We start from the raw sequence: 26,692 nt of genomic DNA, 5'->3' as shown, positions 1-26,692 counted from the left end.
CCGTAAGCACGGAGGGGCTGCACTCGGAGGGGGGTGCAGCCCCTTCTGCTGTCCCGGTCCGCCGCGGGCCCCTGCTACCGCTGCTCCGACTACTCCGACTGCTTCTACGGATTCTTCTTCGGCGGGACCGTCGGCAGCCCGAGGAACGGCAGCTTCAGCGCGCCGAACGCCTCCTTCGGTACGGCCGGTGCCTGCGGCTCGACCGCGGCCAGCCGTTCGTACCCCTCACCCTGCACGGGGCGCGAGTCCGCCTCGCCCTTGTTGGGCCAGAAGGACATCGCGCGCTCGGCCTGTGCGGTGATGGTGAGCGATGGATTGACGCCGAGGTTCGCGGAGACCGCGGAGCCGTCGACCACGGAGATGCCGGGGTGTCCGTAGAGCCGGTGGTACGGGTCGAGCACCCCTTCCTCGGCGCTCGCGCCTATGGGGCAGCCGCCGAGGAAGTGCGCGGTGAGCGGGGTGCCCATCAGCTCGCCGATGTTCGAGCCGGCGAAGCCGTTGATCTCGTCGGCGAGCAGGGAGGCGCTGCGCGTCGCCTCCTCGATCTGGGTCGGGTTGGGTGCGCCGTGCCCCTGCCGGGCGGTGAGCAGGCCCTTGCCGATTCCGCCCGGCTTGCGGTACGTCGTCAGGGAGTTGTCCAGCGACTGCATGACGAGCCCGATGATGGTCCGCTCCGACCAGCGGCGGTTGGAGAGCGACCGCAGGGCGAGGGTCGGATGCTTGGCCACATTGCCCAGCCAGCCCAGCACCCGGCGGCCGCCGTAGGGCACCTGGAGGATGGACATCGCGCCCATCGCGTTGGAGCCCTTGCCGTAGCGGACCGGCTCGATGTGGGTGTTCTCGTCGGGGTGGATCGAGGAGGTGATCGCGACGCCCTGCGTGAAGTCGGCCTTCGCGGTGCCGTGCTTCTTGCGGTAGCGCCGGTCGCTGGTCTGCGAGCCGACGAGCGCCTCGGAGTTGGTACGGGTCAGCTCACCGAGCCGGTCGGAGAGCCGGGGCAGCAGACCGCGGTCCTTCATGCTGTGCAGCAGGGTCTGCGTTCCGTACGTGCCCGCCGCGACGACGACCTTGCGGGTCCGCAGCCGCGTGGGCTTCGCCTTCCTGCGGCGGTCGGTGGGGACGGTGGTGACGTGGTAACCGCCCTCCGGGTGGTCCGTGATCGCGACGACGGAGGTCATCGGGTGGATGACCGCCCCGGCCTTCTCGGCGAGGTGGAGGTAGTTCTCGTTGAGGGTGTTCTTCGCGCCGTGACGGCAGCCCGTCATGCATTCGCCGCACTCGGTGCAGGCCTTGCGGGCGGGCCCCGCGCCGCCGAAGTACGGGTCGGCGACCGTGCCGCCGGGCTTCGCCGTGGCCGTGCCGTCGGCGTCCTTGCCGTCGCCGAAGAAGACGCCGACCGGGGCGAGACGGAAGGTGTCGCCGACGCCCATGGTCTGCGCGGCCGCCTTCAGATGGACGTCGGAGGGGGTCATCGTCGGATTCAGCCGGACCCCGAGCATCCGCTTCGCCTGGTCGTAGTACGGCTTCAGCTCGTCCTGCCAGTCGGTGATGGACGCCCACTGCCGGTCCTCGAAGAACGGCGCCGGGGGCACGTACAGCGTGTTGGCGTAGTTGAGCGAGCCGCCGCCGACGCCCGCACCGGCCAGCACCATCACATTGCCGAGCAGGTGGACGCGCTGGATGCCGTAGAGGCCGAGCGCGGGGGCCCACAGGTAGTTCTTGATGTCCCAGGAGTTCTTGGGGAGGGTGCCGGGGCCGAAGCGGCGGCCCGCCTCCAGGACCCCGACCCGGTATCCCTTCTCGGTCAGCCGCAGGGCCGACACCGCGCCGCCGAAGCCCGAGCCGACGACCAGGACGTCGTAGTCGTACGCGGCGTCGTCGTCGGTCCCGCCGGCCGGTTCGGCCTGATTCTGGGCAGGGCTGTCCTGGGACATGGCTCTCCTCGGTACGAAAAGGGCAGAACGTGCTGCGGTGTTACGGGGCAGCGCGGGCGGAACGCCCTGCTACGGGGGTCAGCGCAGGCGGAACGCCTTCATCGCCTTCAGGCTGCGGGTCATGAACGCCGCGTACTTCTCGTCGTCCATGCCGAACGCCGGGGCGAGCGGAATCAGCCGTTGCTGGGCAACGGTCTGCGCCTCCGTGTACTTGAGGATGCCCTCGGATCCGTGCCGCCGGCCGAGACCGGAGTCCTTCATGCCGCCCATCGGGGACTGCACGCTGCCGTACGCGGGGGCGTACCCCTCGTTGATGTTGACCGTGCCGGTCCGGAGCCGGGCGGCGACCTGGTGGCCGCGCTTGGCGTCCTTGGTCCAGACGCTCGAATTCAGGCCGTACGGGGTGGCGTTGGCGAGGGCGACGGCCGCGTCCTCGTCGGTGAAGCGGTAGATGGAGACGACCGGGCCGAAGGTCTCCTCGTTGCACACGGCCATCGGCGCCTCGACGCCGTCGAGGATGGTCGGCTCGTAGAAGAGCGGGCCGATGTCCGGGCGGGCGACGCCGCCCGCGACGAGTGTGGCGCCCTTCTCGACGGCCTCCGCGACATGCTGCGTGACAGTCTCCAGCTGGCGTTCACTGACGAGCGAACCCATGTCGGCGCCGTACGCGAGGGAGCTGCCGAGCCGCATGGCCTTGGTACGGGCGGCGAACCGCGCCACGAAGTCGTCGGCGACCGACTCGTGGACGTACAGCCGCTCGATGGAGATGCAGAGCTGGCCGGCCGAGGAGAAGCAGGCGCGGACGGCACCCGCGGCGGCCTTCTCCACGTCGGCGTCCTTCAGGACCAGCATGGCGTTCTTCCCGCCGAGCTCCAGCGAGACCCCGACGAGCCGGGCCGCCGCGCCCTGCGCGACCTCGCGGCCGGTGCGGGTGGAACCGGTGAACGAGACGTAGTCGGCGTGCTTGACGACCTCGGGGCCGACGACCGGTCCGTCACCGAGGACCACCTGGAACACCTCGGCGGGCAGCCCGGCCTCGATCAGCAGGTCCCGGGCCCACAGCGCGGTCAGCGCGGTCTCCGTGTCGGGCTTCATCACGACGGCGTTGCCGGAGACGAACGCGGGCAGCGCATCGCCGACGGACAGCTCGAACGGGTAGTTCCACGGCGCGATCTGGCCGATGACACCGCGCGGCTGACGCAGCTCGGTGACCTTGGTGAGGGTCGGTACGACTCCGGTGTGCCGCTTCGGCTTCAGGTACGCGGGGGCCTTGCGCCCGTAGTGCCGGGCCGCGACGGCGACGGCCTGCACTTCCTCGTGGGCGTGCAGCCGGGCCTTGCCGGTCTCCAGCTGGATGAGGTCGAGCACCTCGGCCTGGCGGCTGAGCACGAGGTCGTGGAAGCGGAGCAGGACGGCCGCCCTGGCGCGGACGGGGGTCGCGGCCCAGCCCGGCTGGGCGGCCCGGGCCCGCTCGAAGGCCGCCGCCACGTCCTCGGGGGTGGACTCGGGCAGATCGGCCAGCTTCTCCCCCGTGAACGGGGTGTGGTTGGCCGTACGGCCGGAGCCGGCCATGCCACGGGTCAGCTGGGCGATCACCTCGGGTGTCACCACATCGGCGGCGGTGCGCACGCCTGCGGGGGCGGCGGCCACGGGGTTGGTGCCGACCGGGTCTGCGGGTGTGGACGTGGAGGCCTGCGAGTCCGTCATGAGGGCGAGAGTACGTCCAGCCGCACACTTTGGGTACCCGTGAGTAACGGGTTTTCACACTCCCCACAAACAAGCCAGTGATCACTGGCAACAAAGCCCCTGATCAGGACCCCTGCGGTCGCCGGACCCACACCCGACGGGCCCCGGGCTGCGGGATCTCGGTCCGGGCTGCCGGATCTCAGCCGGAGCTGTCGGGCGCCCGCCAGCCGCGCAGCATCGTGTCGAACTGTTCCCGGGTCGTGTCCCAGTCCGATGCCGGACCCGTCATGTACATCGCGTACTCCGGGCCGCCGTCCTCCCCGTAGTACATCTGGTCGATCGCGTGGCGCGGGCCCGGGTGGTCCTTGGTCTCGGTCCAGGTGAACTCCCAGAGCGAGCCCTCCCGGTCGCGGTACGTGTTGGAGTGCAGGGTCTCGCGCTGGTAGCCGGGAAGCCGTTCGGCCAGCTGCTTCTCCAGGTTCAGCATGTGCATGTACGAGTTCTCGAAGTCGGGCGCCGGGTCGATGCTGATCCGGATGTAGTGCACGCCGTTGTCCGGGGTGTAGTCGATCTGGTTGCCGTCCGCCCGGCGCACCCAGCCGTCGGGCACGATCAGGCTGAAGCCCTCGGGGTCGTTCACCCGGTTCCAGCCGTCGGGTATGCCCTTCCCCGGGGTGTCCGGCTTCGGCGCCCGCGAAGTGCTGGGCTTCGAGGGGGTGTCGGTCGCGTGCGTGCCCGTGCCGCCGCGCCCGGCGGCACTGTCCGCACGGTCCCCGTACTTCATCGCGGCGAGCCCCGCGCCGCCGCCGACCAGCGCGGCCGCGGCGATGACCAGGACCGTCGTACGCCACCGGCTCCGGCTGCGCCGGGTCACCGGGGACGACGCCGGGCCGGCGACAAAACCGGCGGCCGGGTGCGGAAGCCGGGCCGTACCGGGCGCACCCGCCGTACCAGGAGCACCGGAAGCACCCGCCGCCGAATGCGCACCCGCACCCGCTCCCGACGCGCTGTCCGGGCCCAGCGTGCGCAGGACCTCGTCGGGGACGCGCTGCGTCGGTACGTACGCCTGCGCGGCCCGGGGCTCGCGGCCCTCCATGGCCTCCAGCAGCATTCGTTCCGCCTCGGCCGCCGACGGCCGGTCCTCGGGCTCCTTGCGGAGCAGCGCGGTGATCACGGGACCCAGCGGACCCGCCCGCTCCGGCGACGGCGGCTCCTCGGTGACGACGGCCTGCATGGTGGAGATCGGGGACGTACGGCGGAACGGCGAGCGTCCCTCGACCGCGGTGTAGAGCGTGGCACCGAGGGACCACAGGTCGGACGCGGGGCCCGGATCGCCGCCGCGTACCCGTTCCGGCGCCAGATAGTCGATGGAGCCGACCAGTTCACCGGTCCTGGTGATGGTCGAGTCGCCCTCTATCGCCGCGATCCCGAAGTCGGTGAGCAGCACCTGGCCGTCCCTGGCCAGGAGTACGTTGCCGGGCTTCACGTCCCGGTGCAACACCCCCGCACCGTGTGCGGCACGCAGGGCGCCCAGCACGTGGAGGCCGATCCTGGCGGCCTCGCGGGGCTCGATCTCGCCGGACTCCTTGGCCGCGTCGGCGAGTGACGGACCGTCGACGTACTGCATGACGATCCAGGGCCGGTTGTCGTACTCGATCACGTCATGGACGGTGACCACGCCCGGGTGCGTGATCCGGGCGGCCGCGCGGGCCTCCTTCTGCGTGCGGGCGTGCAGCACGATCCGGTCGGCCTCGGCGACGTACAGCCCGGCGGTCAGCTCCTTGACCGCGACCGTGCGGTGCAGCACCTCGTCGTGGGCGCGCCAGACCTTGCCCATGCCGCCGCGCCCGAGGACTTCACCGAGCCGGTACCTTCCGGCCAGCACCAGTCCCGCGTCCGTGCCCTGTGATCGATCCACGTATTCCGCCCCGTTCCCTCGGAGGCCAGATTACGGAGGGGACGCACGGCCACGGAACCTCGCAACCCCCAAGAGACCGCACTGTGATGCTTGTCGCTCCGCCCACTGCCGAGGTGACGTACCGGAATGCTTCAGGGCGTCACGCGGTAGGAGGTGATGGCTTGTTCGTAGATGTCCGAAACCTTGTCGCGCCGATCCTCCGGGCCGATGACCTGGAGAATGTGGTAGCGGCCGTCGACAATCATCGCGAGGTTGCGGGCGTACACCTCGCGGCCACTGGCGTCCTGCCAGGTGAACTGCCCCTCGGCCATGGCCTGTCGGCCGACGTCGATCCGGCGCAGCCCGCTCGACCCCGACCAGCTGGAGTCGCGGAACGGCCGCAACTCCGGCTCCTTGTCGGCCTGGTACGCCAGCGGGTCGTTGCCGTTGGCCTTGACGGTGTCGCGTCCGGGGACGATCAGCAGGCTGAAGCCGTCGCTGCCGTACCGGATCTGCCGGTCCGCGTTGGCGGGGCTGCGCTGCCAGCCCTTGAGCACACCGATCTCGAAGCCCTCCGGGTCCTTGCGCAGGACGTAGCCGGGGGCAAGCGCGACGGCGGAGCGGCTGGTCTGCGGCTGCTGCGCGCCGGGGGGCTGCGAGGGCGACTGCCCGCCGGACGCGCCGGCGCCGGGCTCCGGTGAACCGGACGCCGACGACGCCGGGCCCGAGGAGCGGGTGCCGGAGCCGCTGTCCGCCTTGGGCATGAACATCACGGCGTACGCGATGGCGGCGACCAGGGCCAGCAGGATCAGCACCAGAAGCAGCCGCCCGAGCCGACGCGGCGCCCGCCCCTCACCCTGCTGGGGGTGGGGCGGCGGGGTGCGCAGCGCCTTGGGGCCCTTGGGCTCGCGCGGTGCCCTGGGCGCCTTCTCCGCCCGGGGCCTGTCGTGCCGGTCGGGCTTCTCCTTCGTGTGGCGGTGGCGGCCGTGGGACGCCCCTTGGCCGAGGCGACCGCGACGCCTGCGGACCAGCTCGCCCCGGCGGCGTACGACGGGGAGCCGGGCGCTGTCGAGGGAGGGCAGGGGTACGACGTCCAGACCGGCCTCGGGCTCGGGCGCCGACCGTACGAGGGAGCGCAGCCAGCCGCGCAGCTCTTCGAAATCCGGCCGCTCGGTGGGGTCCTGACGCAGCAAGGACTCGACCACGGGGCGCAGCGGACCGCATTCCTCGGCGAAGGCGGGCGGCTCGGCGCAGACCATCTGGACGAGCTCGGCCGCGTTCTCCTCGGGGTACGGGGCGTGGCCCTGGACGGCGCGGTAGAGCAGCGCGCCGAGCGCCCAGAGGTCGGTGGCGGGGCCGATCGGCGGCGCCAGCTGCCAGTTCTCGTGGACGGGGCCGGCCTGCTCGGGCGCCCAGCGCTCGGTGACCGCGCCGACGACGGCGATCCGGGCCTGCCGGGCACGCTCGGCGGCGAGGGTGGTGACGGGGCCGCGGTAGGCGGGGCCCGCACTGCCGCTCGCCACGAGGTCGTCCCAGCGGGTCGGCTCCTGCCGCTGCTCGGGCCGGTGTGCGGGCAGCGCCGGGGAGTTGCCGTGACGGCGGGCATCGGCACGCAGCGCGTCCTCGCCCGAGCCCCCGGCGGGCACGGGACGCCCGGATCCGGGCCCGTCGCTCCAACTGCCGGTGAGGTGCAGCCGCCGGGCGGGAGGTGACTGATCGTCGCCTCCGTAGCCGTCGTCCTCCTCGTCCTCCTCGTCCTCCTCGTCGTCCTCGTCGTCCTCGTCGTCGTACGGGTCCTCGGCGGGCCGGCTCCAGGGGCCGGTCGGCCGCGGGTGGCCGCGGTCCGGGTCGGACGGCCCCGCGGGGCGCTGGACGGGGAGGGATCCGGTGTCCTCCGCGTCCTCCGCGTCGCCTGCCCCGGCCCGACGCCGCTCCTCACCGGCCCGGGCGGCGGCGAGGGCGCCCGCGCGGTAGGCCGCGATGGCTCCGGCGCGCTCGGCTCGTGACTGCGCGGCGCTCCCCGTTCCGGGTGCGGCGCTCCCCGGCCGCCGTACGCCCTCCAGCTCGCCCGGCACACCGGTCTGCGCGTCGCCACCGCCGTACGGACCGCCATCGCTGTACGCGTCGTCACCGCCGTACGCGTCGTCACCGTACGGATCGCCGCCGGCCGCGCCACCCGTCTCGATCGCCGCCGGGCCGCGCGAGGCCGGCACCTCGGCCGGAGGGACGGGTGGGACTGACGGGACGGGCGGTGCGTACGGCCCGGACGGACCCGTCTCGGCCGCCGGACGGCCGAAACCGATCTCTTCCTCGTCGTCGGGCTGCGGCGTCGGTACGTACCCGCAGAGCGCCTCCTCCGCCGCCCCGGCCGCCAGACCGGTCAGCACGACGCGGCCGTCGTCGCAGATCAGCACCGTGCGGACGGTGATGTTCCGGTGGGTCCAGCCATGGGCATGCAGCACCCGCAACGCCGTCAGCACGTCGGAGCCGATCTCGGCGGCCCGGAAGGGATCGAGCGGGCGATCCGCCAGCAGGGCCGCGAGTGGGCGGGCCATGACCAGTTCGCTCACGATCCACAGCGAACCGGCCTCGGCGAACACGTCGAAGACCTGGTCGAGCCTGGGATGGTCGGGGACCTGGGCCGCCGCCTGCGCCGCCTCGATGGCGCGCCGCACCGCCGGATCCGTGGACCGCCGCACGGCACGCCCGGTGACCTGCCGGGCCGCCCGTGCCGGACCGTCGGCATCGAGCACCTCGGCATCCACCACCTCGGGCAACGGCACCTGCCGGACCAGGACTTCCTGTCCGCTGTAGGTGTCGAACGCCCGGGTCTCGACCAGTTCGTACTCGTCGGACGGCGGCAGCGGAAGGCGGTAGCGGTCGGCAAGCACCCGACCCGCGTAGTCGTCCACGACGCCTCCCCAGAGCGCGCTGTCCCCCCGGTCACGATGACCGCACAAACCCATCAATTGCGGTCACTTACCGTGCAATTGACCCGCCGTTCCGGCTGCGTACGGTCTTCAGGCTCTCACGATACGTGGCAAGTGACGGCCACGCGTCGGGGTCAGCGCATCCCGGCCCTTTTCACCCACGGATCAGTCGGTGGGCTCGAACGTGTCGAACGCGGTCTCGCGCAGTGTCCGGCACTCCTTGCTGTCCCATTCGCTCGCCTTGCAACTGATCATGATCGCGTAGCCGTGGGTGGCGTCGACCTTGAAGCCCCGGTTCAGCACGTGGACCTGCTGGCCCTGCTGGGTGCGCTCGAACTGCCAGTCGGCGACGGTCGGGTAGCCGTTGTACTGGACCTTGTTCACGCCGAGGTGGTGGTAGCCGTTGCTGCTGGCCGCGACGGCGCCCTTCGCGGCGTTCCAAGCCGCGGCGGCGTCGCCGCCGGGCGAGTCGGTGTAGTCGACCTGGACGCGCGGGAAGCCGCCGCCGGCGTTGTAAATGGCACCGGAGTTATTGCCCGAATTCTTGTCGAACCGGAAGTCCTCGGGCATGGCAATCGTGAAGTGGAAGCTTTTGTTCGTGACCGTCCGATATCCGGCGGGCATTGCGTCGCCCGGCTTGTCGCCCTTCGAACCGTCCGACCCCTTGTCCGCGCTGTCGTCCTTGCCCTTGCCCTTGCCCTTGCCCTGGTCCTTGCCCTGGTCCTGGGCCTTGTCGCTGCCGCTGCCGCTGTCCGTGTCGGCGGAGCCCCCGGTCGTCGTCGAGGCCCCGGCCGAGGTGGACTTGTCGTCCTTGCCGTTGCTACCGCTCGCGTCGTTCTTGTCGTCCCCGCGGAGCGTGAGCGCGAGTACCGTGCCGATCACGGCGAGCACGATCACGGCCGCGATGATCGCGAGAGTGCGGCGCGGCACCACGTCCGTGATGGACGCGCGGGACGGTGCGGTCGGCGACGTGGCCGGCCGCGGCGGCGGTACGGCGGCGGAGGCCGTGGCCGGCTTCGCCGGAGTCGAAGGCTTCGAAGGGCCCGTCGAGGGAGCGGTCGAGGGAGGGGGCGGCGCAGTGGTCGATGCTGCGGCCGCACCCACCGCTGCGGCGGGTGTCGCCTTCGCGTTCCGTACGGAGCGCAGCGCACCCCGCAGCCGGTCCCGCGCGCCCTCCCCCGGCTCCCCGGACTTCGACGCCGCCTTGGCGGCGGGTTTGGTGGGCTTGGCGGGCTCCCCGGGAAGTGCCATGACCTGGGTGGCGTCGGCAGGCGGGGGCACCACCGGGTCCGGCTTCTCTGAGGCGTGGATCACGTCATTGAGCAGGGCGCGCGCGCCCGCGTCGTCGAGCCGCTGATCCAAATCCCTGGCGAGCAGGCCGTAGATGACCTCCTCCAGCGGACCGGCGTTCTTCGGCGGGTCCAGCGGCTCGGTCATCACCGCGGTCAGGGTGGCGATGGCCGACCCCTTGTCGTACGGCGGGGTGCCCTCGACGCTGGCGTACAGCAGTCCGCCGAGCGACCACAGGTCGGCGGGCGGCCCCGGCTTGTGTCCGCGGGCGCGCTCCGGGGAGATGTACGAGGGGGCGCCGACGAGCATGCCCGTCGAGGTGACCGACGGGTCGCCCTCGACCTGCGCGATGCCGAAGTCGGTCAGCACGACCCGGCCGTCCTCGGCGATCAGTACGTTGGACGGCTTCACATCGCGGTGCAGGATGCCCTCGCGGTGTGCCGAACGCAGCACGTCGAGGATGGCGAGGCCGACCTCGGCGGCGCGCTTCGGCGTCAGCACCCCGTCCTCGCGGATGGCCTCGGCGAGGGACTTGCCCTCGATGAGCTCCATCACGATCCACGGCCGGTCGTCCTCGTCGACCACGTCGTAGACCGTCACCGCGCCGTTGTTGCGAATCCTGGCGATCGCCTTCGCCTCACGCAGCGTGCGCGTGATGAGGCGGCGCTTCTCGTCCTCGTCGATGGCCGAGGGGAACCGCAGCTCCTTGACCGCGACCGTGCGGCCCAGCGTCTCGTCGACGGCGCGCCAGACCGTGCCCATACCGCCCCGGCCGAGCACCTCCCCGAGCCGGTAACGCCCCGCAAGGAGACGTCCGTCCTTGTCCCGTTGGGGCTCCCGTGCCTGCTCCGCCTCCGACATGCGTCCCCTCTGCGATCAACCCGCCCTGGCAGAGCGTTCATTGTCCCTCACCCCGGGACCGGTCATGGTGCCGGGTCCGTGGGCCCGTCATGATGTGCCCGGAGGAAGGGAATCCCTGCCATGCCGACACTCAGGGCGCTGCTCGCCGCCCCGCTGCTGCTGGCGCTGTTCGGCCTGGGAACAGCGACCCTGCCCAGCGAACCACACCTCACGCCCGCAGCCTCCCACCTTCCCCGGCTCGTCGCCGGGGGCGGTGCTCCCACGGCGGCGCTGCTGGCCCGTCACGCCTCTTCCGCACCGTACGACACCTATCGCTCGACGGGACCCGGTATTCGCAAGGAGGACCGGTTCCGGGCCGGCAGCGTCACCAAGACCTTCGTCGCCACCGTCGTGCTCCAACTCGCCCGGGAGGGACGGCTGCAGCTGTCGGACACCGTCGACCGGCGGTTGCCCGGTCTGATTCGCGGCAACGGCAACGACGGCCGCCGTATCACCCTGCGCGCCCTGCTGAGCCATACCAGCGGCCTCTACGACTACACCGCCGACACCTCCGCCCGCCCCGTCTCCGCCACTTCGGCGGTTCGTGTCGCCCTGGCCCACCGCCCGACGAATGCCCCCGGCCACTACGCCTACTCCAACACCAATTACGTCGTACTCGGACTCGTCATCCGACGCGTCACCGGACACGGCTACGCCACCGAGATCCGTCACCGCATCATCACCCCCCTCCGTCTCACCGGTACCTCCCTGCCCGGCTCCCGTACCGCGCTGCCCTCCCCGCACGGCCGCGGCTTCACCCGCGACCCGGCCGACGGCAGCCTCCGCGACGTCACCGAGCTCGACCCTCGCACGGCGGGCGCGGCCGGGGAGCTGATCTCCACGCTCGCCGATCTGAACCGCTTCTACGCGGCCCTGCTGGGTGGGCGCCTCCTCCCGCCCGCCCAGTTGACGGCCCTCCTGAACACCGGTGCCACGCACGGCGTCTACGGCCTGGGCATCTATCCGCAGAAGCTCTCCTGCGGCATCACCGTCTGGGGCCACAACGGCCACATAGCGGGCAGTTACGTCCGTACCGCCGCCACGCGCGACGGCCGGCACACCCTGACATACCGCATCGACACGGACACCCTGACCCATGCGGAGACGCTCGAACCGGCGCTGCTCGACGCGGAGTTCTGCAGCCGCCCGGCCCGGCCCTAGATCGGCACGATGTCCGGCGCGCCGAGCCGTGCCGCGTCCGCCGTGAGGTCGTCCGGCTGCCGCTGCGACTCCCGCTCCGCCTGCACCCGCTTCTCGTAGTGCTCGACCTCCCGGTCGATCTGCCCCTCGTCCCAGCCGAGCACCGGCGCCATCAGCTCCGCGCAGATCCTGGCGCTGCGTGTGCCCCGGTCGAAGGTCTCTATGGAGATCCGGGTGCGGCGGGTCAGTACGTCGTCGAGATGGCGGGCCCCCTCGTGCGAAGCGGCGTAGACGATCTCGGCCTTCAGGTAGTCGTCCGCCGACGGCAGTGGCTCACCCAGCGTCGGATCGTCGACGATCAGTTCGAGCAGTTCCTCGGTCATGGAGCCGTAGCGGTTGAGCAGATGCTCCACCCGCGCGACGTGGAGCCCCGTCCGGGCCGCGATTCTCGCCCGGGCGTTCCACAGCGCCCGGTAGCCCTCCGCCCCCAGCAGCGGAATGTCCTCGGTGACGCAGTCCGCCACGCGCTGGTCGAGACCGTGCACCGCCTCGTCCACGGCGTCCTTCGCCATCACCCGGTACGTCGTGTACTTGCCGCCCGCCACGACCACGAGGCCCGGCAGCGGATGCGCCACCGTGTGCTCGCGCGAGAGCTTGCTGGTCGCCTCCGACTCACCGGCCAGCAACGGCCGCAGCCCCGCGTAGACGCCCTGGACGTCATCCCTGGTCAGGGGCGTGGCCAGGACCGAGTTGACGTGTTCGAGCAGATAGTCGATGTCGGCGCTGGACGCCGCCGGGTGCGCCTTGTCCAGGTCCCAGTCGGTGTCCGTCGTCCCGACGATCCAGTGCCGTCCCCACGGGATGACGAAGAGGACGGACTTCTCGGTCCGCAGGATCAGGCCGGTCGAGGAGTGGATGCGGTCCTTCGGGACGACCAGGTGAATGCCCTTGGAGGCCCGGACGTGGAACAGCCCGCGCTCCCCGATCAGCGCCTGGGTGTCGTCCGTCCAGACCCCGGTCGCGTTGACCACCTGTTTGGCCCTGACCTCGTACTCACCGCCCGCCTCGACGTCCTCCACGCGTACGCCGACGACCCGCTCGCCCTCCCGGAGGAAGCCGATCACCCGCGCCCGGTTCGCCACCCGGGCGCCGTATCCGGCGGCGGTGCGCACCAGCGTCGCGACATAGCGGGCGTCGTCCATCTGCGCGTCGTAGTACTGCAACGCCCCGACCAGGGCGTCCTTCCTCAGCGCCGGGGCGACCCGCAGGGCGTGGCGGCGGGAGAGATGCCGGTGGACGGGCAGGCCGCGGCCGTGCCCCGAGGACACCGACATCGCGTCGTACAGCGCCACTCCGGATCCGGCGTAGAGCCGCTCCCAGCCCTTGTGCTGCAGCGGGTAGAGGAACGGCACGGGCTTCACCAGATGCGGGGCCAGCCGCTCCAGGAGCAGCCCACGCTCCTTCAGCGCCTCCCGGACCAGCGTGAAGTCGAGCATTTCCAGATACCGCAGCCCGCCGTGGATCAGCTTGCTCGACCTGCTGGATGTGCCCGAGGCCCAGTCACGCGCCTCCACCAGGCCGGTCGAGAGGCCTCTCGTCGCCGCGTCCAACGCCGTTCCCGCGCCGACCACGCCCGCCCCCACGACCAGCACGTCCAGTTCGCGTTCGGCCATCGCGGCGAGCGCCTCGGCGCGCTCCGCAGGTCCCAGTGTCGCTGTCCTCACCGCTGCCTCCCGGGTAGATCGGGGTGGTCCGGCACAGGGCGCGGCCCGACCGAGCGGTCGGACGCCCCGTGCCCACCTCTCGATTCTGTCCGCCGTCCACGACTTCGGCCACCGCCTGTGGACAACACCAGGTCGACAGGAGCCGCACAATGCGACATATAGGTCATATTTACGCCTAGTCTGACATTGCGCTGTCCCCAGCGGTTGCGCTTTCCGCTCTCATGTGTCTTGGCACCGACCGGCAAATAGAGGGTGGCGCCCTCCATCTGCCGGTCGGTCCAAGGGAAGGACGGCCCATCCACATGCCCGCAGACCTCGCAGTCATCGGACTCGGCCACCTCGGCCTGCCCCTCGCCCAAGCCGCCGTCGCCGCCGGTGTCCAGACCGTCGGTTACGACACCGACCCACGCGCCTACGCGGAACTCGCCGCGGGCCGCACCCCCGTCGAGGGATCGCTCACCGCCTCGGACCTCCGCCGGATGCTCTCGGGGGGTTTCCGGCCCACCACCAACCCGGCCGAACTGGGCCGGATCCGTACCGCGGTGATCTGCGCGCCCACCCCGCTCGGTGCCGACCGCACCCTCGACCTCACCGCCGTCGGCGACGCGGCCCGCGCGCTCGCCGCCCGGCTGCGCCCGCACACCACCGTCCTGCTGGAATCGGCCGTACAGCCCGGCACCACCGAGAGCTATGTACTGCCCCTCCTCGAAGAGGGCTCGGGGCTCCGCGCCGGCCGCGACTTCCACCTCGCCTACTCCCCCAGCCGCCTCGACCCCGGCAACAGGACCCACGTCTACGCCAACACCCCCAAGGTCATCGGCGGCCTCACCCCCGCCTGCACCGAATCCGCCGCCGCCTTCTACGGCCGGCTCACCGACAAGGTCGTCCGGGCCCGCGGGCCCCGCGAGGCCGAGATGACCAAGGTCCTGGAGACCAACTTCCGGCACGTCAACATCGCCCTGGTCAACGAGATGGCGGTGCTCTGCCACGATCTCGGCGTCGACCTGTGGGACGTCATCCGGTGCGCCGAGACCAAGCCCTTCGGCTTCCAGCCGTTCCGTCCGGGCCCCGGCGTCGGCGGCCACGGCGCCCCCGTCGACCCCGGCTACCTTCCGTACAACAGCCGCACCCCCGGCCACCCCCTGCGGATGGTCTCGCTCGCCCAGGAGATCAACGACCGGATGCCGCAGTACGTGATCCAGCGCTGCGCCACCCTCCTGAACGAGCACGGCAAGTCGGTACGCGGCGCCCGGGTGCTGCTCCTCGGGGTCACCTACAAGCCGGACCTCGCCGACCAGGAGGCCTCCCCCGCCCGGGAGATCGCGGCCCGGCTGATGGACATGGGCGCCCAGATCGGCTACCACGACCCGCACGTCCTGGACTGGCGGGTCCGTGAACGCCCTGTCCCGCGCGCCGACTCGCTGTACGAGGCGGCATCGAGCGCGGACCTCACGGTGCTGCTCCAGCACCACCGCACGTACGACCTCCAGGGCCTCGCCGTGAAGGCCCAACTGCTCCTGGACACCCGGGGCGCGACCCCGGCGGGGGCCGCACACCGGTTGTGAGAGGGGATTCCCCGTGGATTTCGGTGGGTGATGTCGTAGGTGACTGCTAGCCTGCGGCGTCACTTCTCGCACAGTCGTGCGCTTCCGTCCCAGGGGGATCCCACCAATGAGCCAGCCCGTGCCACCGAACCAGCCACAGCAGCCGTACGACGCACACCCCGGCGGCGGCAACCCGTTCGCGGGCCAGCAGCCGGGCCGGCCCGACGTCCCGACCGGCAACCCGTTCGCGGGCCAGCAGCCCGGCCAGCCCGGCGTCCCGTTCGGCGGCGCGCCGTTCGCCCCGCCGGCCCCCGCCCGCAACAACATCGGCCTCGGCCTGGCCGCCGCCGTCGTCGCGACCCTCGTCGCCGCGGGCATCTACGGCGGGATCCTCGGCGCCACCAAGCACGAGATCAGCTACGCGGCCGTGGGTGTCGGCGCCATCGTCGGCTTCGCCGCGGGCAAGGTCGGCGGCCGCAACCCCGCCCTGCCGGCCATCAGCGCCGTCCTCGCGCTGATCGGTGTCTACTTCGGCCAGCTGCTCGGCGAGGCCATCTTCATCAGCAAGCAGCTCCCGCTCTCGGTCAGCGAGATCTTCTTCGACCACTTCAGCGACCTGAACAAGGTGTGGAAGGAAGACGCCGACGCGCTGACCTTCGTCTTCATCGTGATCGCCGGAGTGGTCGCCTTCTCGGCCGCCCGCAAGGCGTCCGACTGATCGCGGCCGACTGATCGCGGCCTCGCCCGCGACATACGGGAGGGCCCGGACCACACACGCGCGGTCCGGGCCCTCCCGTAATGTCACAGCCCCGCTGTCGCTCAGCGGCGGTGCTGGGAGTCCGCCACCGTCACCTCGACGCGCTGGAACTCCTTGAGGTCGCTGTACCCCGTCGTCGCCATCGCGCGGCGCAGCGCACCGAAGATGTTCATCGAGCCGTCAGGGGTGTGCGAAGGACCGGTGAGGACCTCCTCGGTCGTGCCGACGGAGCCCAGATCCACCAGCTTGCCGCGCGGCACGTCCTCGTGGACGGCCTCCATGCCCCAGTGGCGGCCGCGGCCCGGCGCATCCGTCGCACGGGCCAGCGGGGAGCCCATCATCACGGCGTCCGCGCCGCAGGCGATGGCCTTGGGCAGGTCGCCGGACCAGCCGACGCCGCCGTCCGCGATCACGTGCACGTACCGGCCACCGGACTCGTCCATGTAGTCGCGGCGGGCCCCGGCCACATCGGCGACCGCGGTCGCCATCGGGACCTGGATGCCGAAGACGTTGCGCGTGGTGTGCGCGGCGCCGCCGCCGAAGCCGACGAGGACACCGGCCGCGCCGGTACGCATGAGGTGCAGGGCGGCGGTGTACGTGGCGCAGCCGCCGACGATCACCGGGACGTCCAGCTCGTAGATGAACTGCTTGAGGTTGAGCGGCTCGGCCGCACCCGAGACGTGCTCGGCGGAGACCGTCGTACCGCGGATGACGAAGATGTCCACGCCCGCGTCGACGACGGCCTTGGAGAACTGCGCGGTGCGCTGCGGGGAGAGCGCGGCGGCGGTGACGACACCGGAGTCGCGCACCTCCTTGATGCGCTGCCCGATCAGCTCCTCCTGGATCGGCGCGGAGTAGATCTCCTGAAGACGGCGGGTCGCCGACTCGACGGGCATCTCGGCGATCTCGTCGAGCAGCGGCTGCGGGTCGGCGTGCCGGGTCCACAGGCCCTCGAGGTTGAGGACACCGAGGCCGCCCAGCTCACCGATGCGGATCGCGGTCTGCGGGGAGACCACGGAGTCCATGGGGGCCGCCAGGAACGGCAGCTCGAAACGGTAGGCGTCGATCTGCCAGGCGATCGAGACCTCCTTCGGGTCGCGGGTACGGCGGCTCGGAACGATGGCGATGTCGTCGAATGCGTACGCCCGGCGGCCGCGCTTGCCGCGCCCGATCTCGATCTCAGTCACGATGGTGTGGCCTTTCCCTCTACGTCTGCGCTGTCCAGTATCCCCGACACACGGCTGAGGGGCGGTCCCGGGAACCCCCGACACTGTTGGTCAACAGTGTCCTGGAACCCCCGGGCCGCCCCTCGGCTGCGCTGATGCGTTACTTCCTGCTGTAGTTCGGCGCTTCGACCGTCATCTGGATGTCGTGCGGGTGGCTCTCCTTGAGGCCCGCCGAGGTGATCCGGACGAACCGGCCGTTGGCCTGGAGCTCCGGGACGGTGCGGCCGCCGACGTAGAACATCGACTGGCGCAGTCCGCCGACGAGCTGGTGCACGACCGCGGAAAGCGGGCCGCGGTAGGGGACCTGGCCCTCGATGCCCTCGGGGACCAGCTTCTCGTCGGAGGCGACGCCCTCCTGGAAGTAGCGGTCCTTGGAGAACGACTTGCGGTCGCCACGGGTCTGCATCGCGGCGAGCGAACCCATGCCGCGGTACGACTTGAACTGCTTGCCGTTGATGAAGAGCAGCTCGCCCGGGGACTCCTCGCAGCCCGCGAGCAGCGAGCCGAGCATCACGGTGTCCGCGCCGGCCACCAGGGCCTTGGCGATGTCGCCGGAGTACTGCAGGCCGCCGTCGCCGATGACCGGAACACCGGCCTCCTTGGCGGCGAGCGAGGCCTCGTAGATCGCGGTGACCTGCGGGACGCCGATGCCGGCGACGACGCGGGTGGTGCAGATGGAGCCGGGGCCCACGCCGACCTTGATGCCGTCGACGCCCGCGTCGATCAGCGACTGGGCGCCGTCACGGGTGGCGATGTTGCCGCCGATGACATCGACACCGGAGGCGTTCGACTTGATCTTGGCGACCATGTCACCGACCAGCCGGGAGTGGCCGTGGGCGGTGTCGACGACGATGAAGTCGGCACCCGCCTCGATCAGTGCCTGGGCCCGCTCGAAGGCGTCGCCCGCGACACCGACGGCCGCGCCGACCAGCAGCCGGCCTTCCTTGTCCTTCGCGGCGTTCGGGTACTTCTCGGCCTTGACGAAGTCCTTGACGGTGATGAGGCCCTTGAGGACCCCCGCGTCGTCGACCAGCGGAAGCTTCTCGATCTTGTGGCGGCGCAGCAGCTCCATGGCGTCCACGCCGGAGGTGCCGACCTTGCCGGTGACCAGCGGCATCGGCGTCATGACCTCGCGCACCTGGCGCGTACGGTCCGGCTCGAAGGCCATGTCACGGTTGGTGACGATGCCGAGCAGCTTGCCCGCGGCGTCGGTGACCGGGACACCGCTGATGCGGAACTTGGCACACAGCTCGTCGGCGTCGCGCAGCGTCGCGTCCGGGTGCACCGTGATCGGGTCGGTGACCATGCCGGACTCGGAGCGCTTCACCAGGTCGACCTGGTTGGCCTGGTCGGCGATGGAGAGGTTGCGGTGCAGCACACCGGCGCCACCCTGCCGCGCCATGGCGATCGCCATGCGGGCCTCGGTGACCTTGTCCATCGCGGCGGAGAGCAGCGGGATGTTCACCCGCACGTTCTTGGAGATGTACGAGGAGGTGTCGATCTGATCGGGCGCCATGTCCGACGCGCCGGGCAGCAGCAGCACGTCGTCGTATGTCAGCCCGAGCGTCGCGAATTTCTCGGGCACTCCGTCGACGTTTGCAGTCATGACACCTTCCCCAAATGGCCTTGATCGGTGCGGATGTCCATGCTAACGGCCTCCGGGGGTGTCTCATTCCACGAGCAAGATCAACCAGAGGTTCTGTAGCTTCGTACGGACCGGGGCAGCCGGCTCGCACAGCCCCGGACAGGCGGCTCGTACGGACCCGGACGGGCGACTCGCACAGCCCCGCACAGGCGGCTCGTACGGATCCGGAAAGGCCCTGCTCACTGTTCCGCGAGGGCCCGCAGCCTGCTCAGCGCCCGGTGCTGGGCGACCCGGACCGCGCCCGGCGACATGCCCAGCATCTGTCCGGTCTCCTCCGCGGTCAGGCCGACCGCGACCCGCAGAACCAGCAGCTCACGCTGGTTGTCCGGGAGGTTGGCGAGAAGTTTCTTGGCCCAGGCGGCGTCGCTGCTGAGCAGCGCACGCTCCTCGGGCCCGAGCGAATCGTCCGGCCGCTCGGGCATCTCGTCGGAGGGCACGGCCGTCGATCCCGGGTGCCGCATGGCGGCGCGCTGGAGATCGGCGACCTTGTGGCCCGCGATGGCGAAGACGAAGGCTTCGAAGGGTCTGCCGGTGTCCTTGTAGCGCGGCAGCGCCATCAGTACCGCGACACAGACCTCCTGCGCCAGGTCCTCCACGAAGTGGCGGGCATCACCGGGCAGCCGGTTCAGCCGGGACCTGCAGTAGCGCAGCGCGAGGGGGTGGACATGCGCCAGCAGATCATGAGTGGCCTGCGCATCTCCCTCGACAGCACGGTGCACCAATGCACCGATCACCGTCGTCTCGTCGTCGCGCATCGGACCATGGTGCCTCGGAGCCTCATCTTCTGCTCCGCCGCGTCCGTAGTTGTACACCGAAGCGTTATGAGCGGGTGCGCCGGAAGTCATGTCCTGCGCCCTCCCCTTCCGCTCGACCGAATCGTCCCCGAGGAACTCCACGACTCAAGGATGCGGCATCGGCCGGGAAGCGTCACATGCCGTGGGCGCGGAAGGCGCCACCGGCGGGGTGGAGCCCACGCCGCGCACCTCGGTCACATCTCCCCGTCCGCCGTTGTGCGGACGGGGAATCGATCGACTGCCGGCCATGACCTGCCCTCAGCGGACCAGGCCCCAGCGGAAGCCGAGCGCCACGGCGTGCGCCCGGTCCGAGGCGCCGAGTTTCTTGAACAGACGCCTGGCGTGCGTCTTCACCGTGTCCTCGGAGAGGAACAGTTCACGGCCGATCTCGGCGTTCGAGCGGCCGTGGCTCATTCCTTCGAGCACCTGGATCTCCCGCGCGGTGAGCGTCGGCGCCGCGCCCATCTCGGCCGACCGCAGTCTGCGCGGGGCGAGCCGCCACGTCGGATCGGCCAGCGCCTGGGTCACGGTGGCCCGCAACTCCGCGCGGGAGGCGTCCTTGTGCAGATAGCCGCGGGCACCGGCGGCGACCGCGAGCGCGACGCCGTCCAGGTCCTCGGCGACGGTCAGCATGATGATCCTGGCGCCGGGGTCGGCGGAGAGCAGCCGCCGGACCGTCTCCACACCTCCCAGACCGGGCATGCGTACGTCCATCAGAATCAGATCCGAACGGTCGGCGCCCCAGCGGCGGAGGACTTCCTCGCCGTTGGCCGCCGTCGTCACACGCTCGACGCCGGGCACGGTCGCGACCGCGCGACGGAGCGCTTCTCGGGCAAGCGGGGAGTCGTCGCAGACGAGGACGGATGTCATGACCGTCCTCCGCAGCTGATGCGCGTCACCTTGAGCCTCCAGGCTGTTACAAGTCGTCACCTGAGCGGTTGACGCTCTCGGACATCTGCCCGATCGCTTTTTCTGTCAACCGCCTCCGCCCTCTCAACGACGGTCACTCGAAAGAGTTACGGGTCGGACGGCCGGGTTCGGCACCCTACGTGAGGACCCGCACACGGAGGAGAGCGGCACGGTTCATCCAACCGTCAACGGAAACTTCATATGAAGCTATGCCCCATTTAGCGGGTTTTCTTCCCTTTTGCTGGTGTCTGTGGCTAGATTCGCAATCAGTCATATTTACATCTACTTACACCGTAGATGTAATGTCATGAGCACGGTCAAAAATGGATGACAACGACGATTCCGACTCAGCATGGTTTGAGGGGACAAGCAATGGCAGATTTCTCCCGCCTTCCCGGACCCAACGCCGATCTGTGGGACTGGCAACTGCTGGCGGCCTGCCGCGGGGTCGACAGCTCGCTGTTCTTCCACCCGGAGGGTGAACGCGGGGCGGCTCGGAGCGCCCGCGAGAACTCGGCAAAAGAGGTCTGTATGCGATGCCCGGTGCGCGCCGAGTGTGCAGCACACGCGCTGGCCGTACGAGAGCCCTACGGAGTGTGGGGCGGACTGACCGAGGACGAGCGCGAGGAGCTCATGGGACGGGCCCGTAATCGCCTGATCGCGGCAGCGGCGCCGTCGGGCGTTCCGTCCCCGTCGGGGCACGGCTGAAACTGCCCCGCCCGCACACCAATAGAAAAACGTTTTTGCGCTTCACCCGGCCACCGAAGGAGGCCGGGTTACAGGCAGGCCCCGTTCAGCGGGCGGCCGCCAGGGACAGCTGGTCCAGGGTGGCCGCCACCGCCGGCACCTGGGCCAGGTCGGGCAGGGTGAGGGCGACGATCTCGCGTTCGATGGCCGGTTCCACCGCGACAGTACGGGCCCGCTTGGGGCGTACCGACTCGATCGCCAGCTCCGGCAGTACGGCCACGCCCAGTCCGGCGCCGACCAGGCCGACGACCGCCGGGTAGTCGTCGGTGGCGAAGTCGATCCGGGGCGTGAAGCCGGACTCCTCGCAGACCTCCACCAGCTGGCGACGGCAGCGCGGGCAGCCCGCGATCCACGACTCCTCGGCCAGCTCGGCGACGGCGACGGCGTCCGAACCGGCCAGCCGGTGCCCCTCGGGGACCAGACCGATCAGCCGGTCGGTGAGCAGCGGGCGTACGACCAGGTCGTCCCACTCGGTGCCGGAGGTGCCGTAGCGGAACGCCAGCGCGATGTCGCAGTCGCCCTCGCGCAGCATCTCGACCGAGCGCGGCGGCTCGGCCTCGACCAGGGAGACCCGGGTGCCGGGGTGGGCCGCGCGCAGTGCCGCGAGGGCGCCGGGGACCAGGGTGGAGCTGCCGCTGGGGAACGAGACGAGCCGGACGCGGCCGGCCCGCAGCCCGGCGATCGCGGCGACCTCCTCCTCGGCGGCGGTGAGTCCGGCGAGGATGCCGGAGGCATGGCGGACGAGCGCCTCGCCCGCCTGGGTGAGCCGCATCTCGCGTCCCGTGCGGATCAGCAGCGTGGTCCCCGCGGAGGCCTCCAGAGCCTTCATCTGCTGACTGACCGCGGGCTGGGTGCAGCCCAGTTCGCGGGCCGCGGCGGAGAACGAGCCGGTGGCGGCGACGGCGCGCAGGACACGGAGATGACGGGCTTCGATCACCCTCCAACCATAAGCCGCTCTTGGGTTGGGTGCGAATTATCGGCATGCACCTTTGGGGATGGAATGGTTAGCGTTCTCCGTATGAAGCCGATGAAGCCGATGAAGCCGATGAAGCCGATGAAGCCGATGAAGCTGTTGAAGCTGTTGACCGTGAACGCGGGGCGACCGAAGGTCGTCGAGTACACAGACGCCGCCGGCGGCGTGACCGGGATCGGCAAGCAGCCGGTCGACGGCCCCGTACGCGTCGCCGATCCCGGCCCCAAGGGCACCGGGGGCAGTGGCCTGGCCGGGGACGCGGTGTGCGATCTGCGCCATCACGGCGGCTCCGACCAGGCCGTGTACGCCTTCGCCCGCGAGGACCTCGACGGCTGGGAGCGGGTGCTCGGCCGCCCGCTGGCCAATGGCGCGTTCGGCGAGAACCTGACGACCGCGGGTCTCGACGTGAACGGCGCGAGGATCGGCGAGCGCTGGCGGATCGGCCCCGATCTGGTGCTGGAGGTCACGTCGAGCCGGATTCCGTGCCGTACGTTCGCCGGTCATCTCGACGAGAAGGGCTGGGTCAGGCGGTTCACGCAGGCTGCCGCCCCGGGTGCGTACCTGCGGGTGATCGAGCCGGGTGAGATCCGCTCCGGGGACCCGGTCGAGATCGTGCACCGGCCCGGCCACGACGTCACCGTGCGGCTGGACTTCCAGGCGTCGACGACGCGAAGGGAGCTGCTCCCGAAGCTGCTCGCGGCGGGCGACGCGCTGCATCCCGAGTCGCTGCGTGCCGCGCTGAAGTACATGGAGAAGGAGGCCGCGCGCGACTGATCGCGGTGGTCCGCGGGGCGACGGCTCCTGTCCGGTCGGGGTCGGCGGACAGGCACTAACGTGCCGCGTATGACGACTGCACTGATTACGGGCGCGACCGCGGGCATCGGAGCCGCCTTCGCGCGGCGGCTGGCGGCCGACGGGCACAACCTGGTGCTGGTGGCCCGGGACACCGAGCGGCTGCGCGAGCAGGCGACCGAACTGCATGACCGGCACGGCATCGAAGCCGAGGTACTGACGGCCGATCTGTCGGAGGACAAGGGGATCGCCGCGGTCGAGGAGCGGTTGACGGACCGTCACCAGCCGGTCGATCTACTGGTCAACAACGCCGGGTTCGGCAACAAGGGCAGCTACCTGGATGTGCCCATGGCCGATGAGCTGAACATGCTGAAGGTGCACTGCGAGGCGGTGCTGCGGCTGACCTCGGCGGCCGCGGCCGGGATGCGCGAGCGCGGGCGGGGCGGGGTCGTCAACGTGGCCTCGGTGGCGGCGTTCGTGCCGCGCGGGACGTACGGCGCGTCCAAGGCGTGGGTCGTGCAGTTCACCCAGGGCGCGGCGAAGGACCTGGCCGGTTCGGGGGTGCGGCTGATGGCGCTGTGCCCCGGTTTCGTACGGACGGAGTTCCACCAGCGGGCCGGAATGGGGACCGGCAGCATTCCGGGCTGGATGTGGCTCGACGCGGACAAGCTGGTGGCGACGGCCCTGGCGGACCTGGCACGCGGCAAGTCCCTCTCCATCCCGGATCCGCGGTACAAGGCGCTGATGGGGCTCGTGAAGGTGACGCCGCGCGGCCTGCTAGGAGGGGTCACCTCCAAGACAGGCCGCAAGTACGGTCCTCAATGAGCGATCGGTCAGCGGGTGCGCGGCTGCCGGGTGCGCGGTCAGCGCACTCCGCGGCCCGCGTAGGCGCCGATGTTGGGGGCGCCGGGCGTCAGCTTGTTGCCGAAGTAGTCCCTGCCGCCGTTGTTCTCGATGACGGCTCCGGCGGCGAGGGCGGGCGAGCCCGCGCCGAGCCTGAAGTCCGTGCGGAGCTTCGGGTCGGCCGTGATGCCACCGGGGTCGGGGCGGGTCATCTCGATGCCGTAGAAGGCGTTGTGGTCGAAGGAGAGCCCGGGCGTCGGGTTCTTGAAGGCGTAGCCGCCGGTGCCCTCGCTCACGAAGACGTTGTTCCGGATGGACAGTTCGTGCTGGGTGGTGGCGGGGCTGCCGGCGTCGTCCTGGACGAGATGGCCGGGGATCTGCTCCTTGTTGTGGAAGGTGTTGTTGTAGATCTCCGTGTCGAGGATCGGGCCCCAGCAGTTCTGGATCAGGCGGGCGCCGTCGTTGCGGCTGACGTTGTAGCGGGCGACCGTGCCGATGGTCTTGGCGCCGCTGTACGGGCAGATCAGCAGGAAGCCGCCCTTGTTGTCGTGGCTGTAGTTGTACTGGAAGACCGTGTTCTGCGAGGCGCCGTCGGCGTCGAAGGACATCCCGTCGTGGGTGTTGCCACCACCCGAGACCTCGTTGTACTCGACGGTCGTGTCGTCGGTGTTGAAGGTCCAGATGCCCGCGTTGGCGGAGGGCGAGCGGAGCTGGAAGCCGTCGACCCGGTTGTGGTCGACGCGGGCGCCGCTGGTGGTGTCGAGCTTCATGCCGTCGCCGGCCAGGGACTTCAGCGTGTTGTGGTGGATACGGACGCCGGTGCTGGGCGTCCACTCCCCCGGGTAGACGTTCGGGTCCTGCTGCTGGCCGACCAGATCGCGCTTGGAGAAGGTCGACTTGAAGTAGATGCCCTCGCGGTCGACGTCCTCGATGCGGTTGTGCCCGATATCCAGACCGTCGTACCAGCTGGCCTTCGCCTTGCCCTCGACCGCGATGTGGATCGCGCTGGAGCCGGACACCGTCTTGTAGTCGCCGCCGCGCACATCGTGGATGTAGAGGCCGGATATGTCGAAGCCGCGGGCGACGCCGTAGTCGGTGAGACGGAGGCGGACGCCGTTGCGCTCGCTGCCGGGGTTGTCCGCGTTGGTGATCTCCAGGGCCTTGAGGTGCACGTACTGCGTGTTGGAGAGCAGAACGACGTCGTGGGCGCCCGCGCCGTCGAGCCTGGCGCGGGCCGGGGCGGTGCCGTAGTCGGCGATGGTGAACGGGGCGTCGGCGGAGCCGGTGCCCGTGGGGGCGAGGGTGCCGGTGCAGGTGGCGCCGCGCTTGAAGAGAAGCCGGTCACCGGGGCCGTAGGTGTGTGCGTTGGCCTCGGCGAGCGTGGTCCAGGGGTGCCGCCTGCTGCCGGTGGCGCCGGCCGGGTCGGCCGCGCAGTCGACATGGAAGACACGGCCGGCGGGTGCCGCGGCCTGCGCGGCGCTCTGGCCGGTTGCGGTCAGGCCGGCGGCGGCCGTCAGGGCCGCGAGCGTCGCAGCGGTAACGCGATGTCTCACAATTCCTCCGTACGAACAGTCAGGGACGGGACGAGTCGGCATCGCCGGAATCCTGGACTCGGATTGATCGAACGTCAATGGATTGCGTTTGAATGATCGAAACTCCCATCGTTCGATCACGTTTGGTCTAGGGTCGGACCACGGCCCCGGCACCGGCCGGACCGGGGGCCGGGCCACACACTGCGAGGGGACTGCTGCCGTGCGCGAGAGTGCTGCTGAACGTCATGACCGCCTGCTGGGGCTGGTACGGGAACGGGGTTCGGCCCGGGTCTCGGATCTCGCCTCGCAGCTGGGGGTCTCCCCCGTCACGGTGCGCCGGGACGTGGAGGAGCTGGCCGGCCGGGGCCTGCTCGACCGGGTCCACGGCTCGGTGTCCTGGCCGCAGGCCGCTGCCGCTGCCGCGGGGCCCGGTGGCAGCGGCAGCGGCCTGGTTCTCGGCATGCTCGCGCCCTCGTCGACGTACTACTTCTCCGAGGTCATCCGGGGGGCCCACGAGGCGGCCGCCGGGGCGGGTGCCCGGCTGATCCTGCGGATCTCCGACTACCGGCCGCAGGAGGACCAGGGCCGCACCGAGGGGCTGCTCTCCGCGGGCGCCGAGGGGCTGCTGATCGCACCGGGCTGGCAGCACCCCGGCGACCCCGCCGCGTTCGGCGACTGGATCGCCTCGCTGCCCGTGCCGACCGTCCTGCTGGAGCGCAGGCCCACCGCCGGCTCCCCGCTGGACGGCCTGGACCGGGTCTGCTCGGACCATGCGCACGGGGTGCTGCTCGCCGTACGCCACCTGGTGGATCTCGGGCACGGGGCGCCGCTCCTGATGGCCCGGGCGGACTCGCCGACCGCCCTCGCGGTGCGGTCCGGGTACGCGGAGGCCCTGGCCGTGCTCGGACTGCGCGCGCCGCAGGACGTGATCGAGTCCGTACCGGCCGAACTCGCTCCGGACACGTTCGACCAGGCCGTGCGGGCGCTGCGCGAGGCGGTCCACTCGGGCGTGGCGACGGCGGCGCTTATCCACAACGACGTGGACGCGATCCAGGTCGTGCAGCGCCTCGCCGAACTGGGCGTACGAGTGCCGGACGACCTGGCGCTGATCGCCTACGACGACGAGGTCGCGGCTCTTGCGGACACCCCGCTCACAGCGGTGGCACCGCCCAAGCGCGACGTGGGCCGCCATGCGACGGAACTGCTGGTGGAGCGGCTCGGCCAGGGCGGGGGCGCACCACGGCGCCATCTGATGCTGCTGCCGCAGCTGCGGGTCCGGGACTCGTGCGGAGCGCCCCTCTCGTAGGCGTTCCCGCGGGCCCCGCGTTCCCTCACACAGGGCGTTCCACACACTTCCGTACGCAACTTTTCTGATCTTTTTTCGATCAATCGCTCTTTCGCTCTTGACTTCGGTCACGGCTGGTCCAAG

19 protein-coding genes are annotated in these 26,692 nt (G+C 70.9%); 7 read left to right on the top strand and 12 right to left on the bottom strand.

Translation table 11 applies throughout. The features are described 5' to 3' along the window. Positions 1 to 104: 104 nt before the first annotated feature. From ACFVV1_RS26390 to ACFVV1_RS26370, 5 genes are all read right to left on the bottom strand, one after another. A complete protein-coding gene (locus ACFVV1_RS26390) occupies positions 105 to 1,934 on the bottom strand; it encodes a GMC oxidoreductase (protein WP_389993712.1) in 1,830 nt (609 codons plus the stop codon). A gap of 78 nt (positions 1,935 to 2,012) precedes the next feature. Beyond that, positions 2,013 to 3,641 carry a succinic semialdehyde dehydrogenase gene (locus ACFVV1_RS26385; protein WP_389993709.1) on the bottom strand — a complete coding sequence of 543 codons (1,629 nt, stop codon included), beginning with the start codon at positions 3,639 to 3,641 and terminating at the stop codon, positions 2,013 to 2,015. 178 nt (positions 3,642 to 3,819) lie between these two features. After that, positions 3,820 to 5,538 carry a serine/threonine-protein kinase gene (locus ACFVV1_RS26380; protein WP_389993706.1) on the bottom strand — a complete coding sequence of 573 codons (1,719 nt, stop codon included), beginning with the start codon at positions 5,536 to 5,538 and terminating at the stop codon, positions 3,820 to 3,822. A gap of 131 nt (positions 5,539 to 5,669) precedes the next feature. Continuing rightward, a complete protein-coding gene (locus ACFVV1_RS26375) occupies positions 5,670 to 8,429 on the bottom strand; it encodes a serine/threonine protein kinase (RefSeq protein WP_389993703.1) in 2,760 nt (919 codons plus the stop codon). Positions 8,430 to 8,612: 183 nt separating this feature from the next. Further along, positions 8,613 to 10,598: a serine/threonine-protein kinase gene (locus tag ACFVV1_RS26370; protein ID WP_389993701.1), complete on the bottom strand. Its 1,986-nt coding sequence runs from the start codon at positions 10,596 to 10,598 to the stop codon at positions 8,613 to 8,615. A gap of 120 nt (positions 10,599 to 10,718) precedes the next feature. Between ACFVV1_RS26370 and ACFVV1_RS26365 the strand changes: the two genes are divergently transcribed. Then, positions 10,719 to 11,798: a serine hydrolase domain-containing protein gene (locus ACFVV1_RS26365; RefSeq protein WP_389993699.1), complete on the top strand. Its 1,080-nt coding sequence runs from the start codon at positions 10,719 to 10,721 to the stop codon at positions 11,796 to 11,798. On the opposite strand, the gene ACFVV1_RS26360 is transcribed toward ACFVV1_RS26365, so the two are convergent. After that, positions 11,795 to 13,501 (bottom strand): glycerol-3-phosphate dehydrogenase/oxidase, encoded by a 1,707-nt coding sequence (locus tag ACFVV1_RS26360; RefSeq protein WP_389993697.1) that lies wholly within the window; start codon positions 13,499 to 13,501, stop codon positions 11,795 to 11,797. The genes ACFVV1_RS26365 and ACFVV1_RS26360 overlap by 4 nt on opposite strands. A 302-nt stretch (positions 13,502 to 13,803) precedes the next feature. Here ACFVV1_RS26360 and ACFVV1_RS26355 point away from each other — a divergent pair, with 302 nt between their 5' ends. After that, positions 13,804 to 15,066 (top strand): nucleotide sugar dehydrogenase, encoded by a 1,263-nt coding sequence (locus tag ACFVV1_RS26355; protein WP_389993694.1) that lies wholly within the window; start codon positions 13,804 to 13,806, stop codon positions 15,064 to 15,066. A 106-nt stretch (positions 15,067 to 15,172) separates the two neighbouring features. Then, positions 15,173 to 15,763 (top strand): hypothetical protein, encoded by a 591-nt coding sequence (locus ACFVV1_RS26350; RefSeq protein WP_389993691.1) that lies wholly within the window; start codon positions 15,173 to 15,175, stop codon positions 15,761 to 15,763. A gap of 101 nt (positions 15,764 to 15,864) precedes the next feature. Here the strand turns inward: ACFVV1_RS26350 and ACFVV1_RS26345 are convergent, their stop codons facing one another. The 4 genes from ACFVV1_RS26345 to ACFVV1_RS26330 all read right to left on the bottom strand — a co-directional run bounded on the left by ACFVV1_RS26345 (position 15,865) and on the right by ACFVV1_RS26330 (position 20,337). Next, positions 15,865 to 16,989, bottom strand: a complete 1,125-nt coding sequence (locus ACFVV1_RS26345; RefSeq protein ID WP_389993688.1) for a GuaB3 family IMP dehydrogenase-related protein — start codon at positions 16,987 to 16,989, stop codon at positions 15,865 to 15,867. Between the two features lie 139 nt (positions 16,990 to 17,128). Continuing rightward, positions 17,129 to 18,634, bottom strand: a complete 1,506-nt coding sequence (gene guaB, locus ACFVV1_RS26340; RefSeq protein ID WP_389993685.1) for an IMP dehydrogenase — start codon at positions 18,632 to 18,634, stop codon at positions 17,129 to 17,131. Positions 18,635 to 18,852: 218 nt separating this feature from the next. After that, positions 18,853 to 19,428 carry a sigma-70 family RNA polymerase sigma factor gene (locus tag ACFVV1_RS26335; protein ID WP_093893485.1) on the bottom strand — a complete coding sequence of 192 codons (576 nt, stop codon included), beginning with the start codon at positions 19,426 to 19,428 and terminating at the stop codon, positions 18,853 to 18,855. 297 nt (positions 19,429 to 19,725) lie between these two features. Beyond that, positions 19,726 to 20,337: a response regulator transcription factor gene (locus tag ACFVV1_RS26330; RefSeq protein WP_003948568.1), complete on the bottom strand. Its 612-nt coding sequence runs from the start codon at positions 20,335 to 20,337 to the stop codon at positions 19,726 to 19,728. A gap of 411 nt (positions 20,338 to 20,748) precedes the next feature. Between ACFVV1_RS26330 and ACFVV1_RS26325 the strand changes: the two genes are divergently transcribed. Next, positions 20,749 to 21,084 carry a WhiB family transcriptional regulator gene (locus ACFVV1_RS26325; protein ID WP_266748016.1) on the top strand — a complete coding sequence of 112 codons (336 nt, stop codon included), beginning with the start codon at positions 20,749 to 20,751 and terminating at the stop codon, positions 21,082 to 21,084. Positions 21,085 to 21,169: 85 nt separating this feature from the next. Here the strand turns inward: ACFVV1_RS26325 and ACFVV1_RS26320 are convergent, their stop codons facing one another. Then, positions 21,170 to 22,060, bottom strand: a complete 891-nt coding sequence (locus ACFVV1_RS26320) for a LysR family transcriptional regulator (RefSeq protein ID WP_389993681.1) — start codon at positions 22,058 to 22,060, stop codon at positions 21,170 to 21,172. Between the two features lie 135 nt (positions 22,061 to 22,195). Here ACFVV1_RS26320 and ACFVV1_RS26315 point away from each other — a divergent pair, with 135 nt between their 5' ends. Both ACFVV1_RS26315 and ACFVV1_RS26310 read left to right on the top strand, forming a co-directional pair. Further along, on the top strand, positions 22,196 to 22,870 hold the full coding sequence (locus ACFVV1_RS26315) for an MOSC domain-containing protein (RefSeq protein ID WP_389993818.1): 675 nt from the start codon (positions 22,196 to 22,198) through the stop codon (positions 22,868 to 22,870). A gap of 69 nt (positions 22,871 to 22,939) precedes the next feature. Next, positions 22,940 to 23,713, top strand: a complete 774-nt coding sequence (locus ACFVV1_RS26310; RefSeq protein ID WP_389993678.1) for an SDR family NAD(P)-dependent oxidoreductase — start codon at positions 22,940 to 22,942, stop codon at positions 23,711 to 23,713. A gap of 38 nt (positions 23,714 to 23,751) precedes the next feature. On the opposite strand, the gene ACFVV1_RS26305 is transcribed toward ACFVV1_RS26310, so the two are convergent. Further along, positions 23,752 to 25,284, bottom strand: a complete 1,533-nt coding sequence (locus ACFVV1_RS26305) for a right-handed parallel beta-helix repeat-containing protein (protein ID WP_389993675.1) — start codon at positions 25,282 to 25,284, stop codon at positions 23,752 to 23,754. A gap of 199 nt (positions 25,285 to 25,483) precedes the next feature. Here ACFVV1_RS26305 and ACFVV1_RS26300 point away from each other — a divergent pair, with 199 nt between their 5' ends. Continuing rightward, complete coding sequence (locus ACFVV1_RS26300; protein WP_389993673.1) at positions 25,484 to 26,569, top strand: substrate-binding domain-containing protein; 1,086 nt, start codon at positions 25,484 to 25,486, stop codon at positions 26,567 to 26,569. The last annotated feature ends 123 nt before the right edge of the window (positions 26,570 to 26,692 follow it).

It is taken from the genome of Streptomyces sp. NPDC058092 (assembly GCF_042884935.1).
Classification (GTDB): Bacteria; Actinomycetota; Actinomycetes; order Streptomycetales; family Streptomycetaceae; genus Streptomyces.
This window is presented reverse-complemented; position numbering and strand designations above follow the sequence as displayed.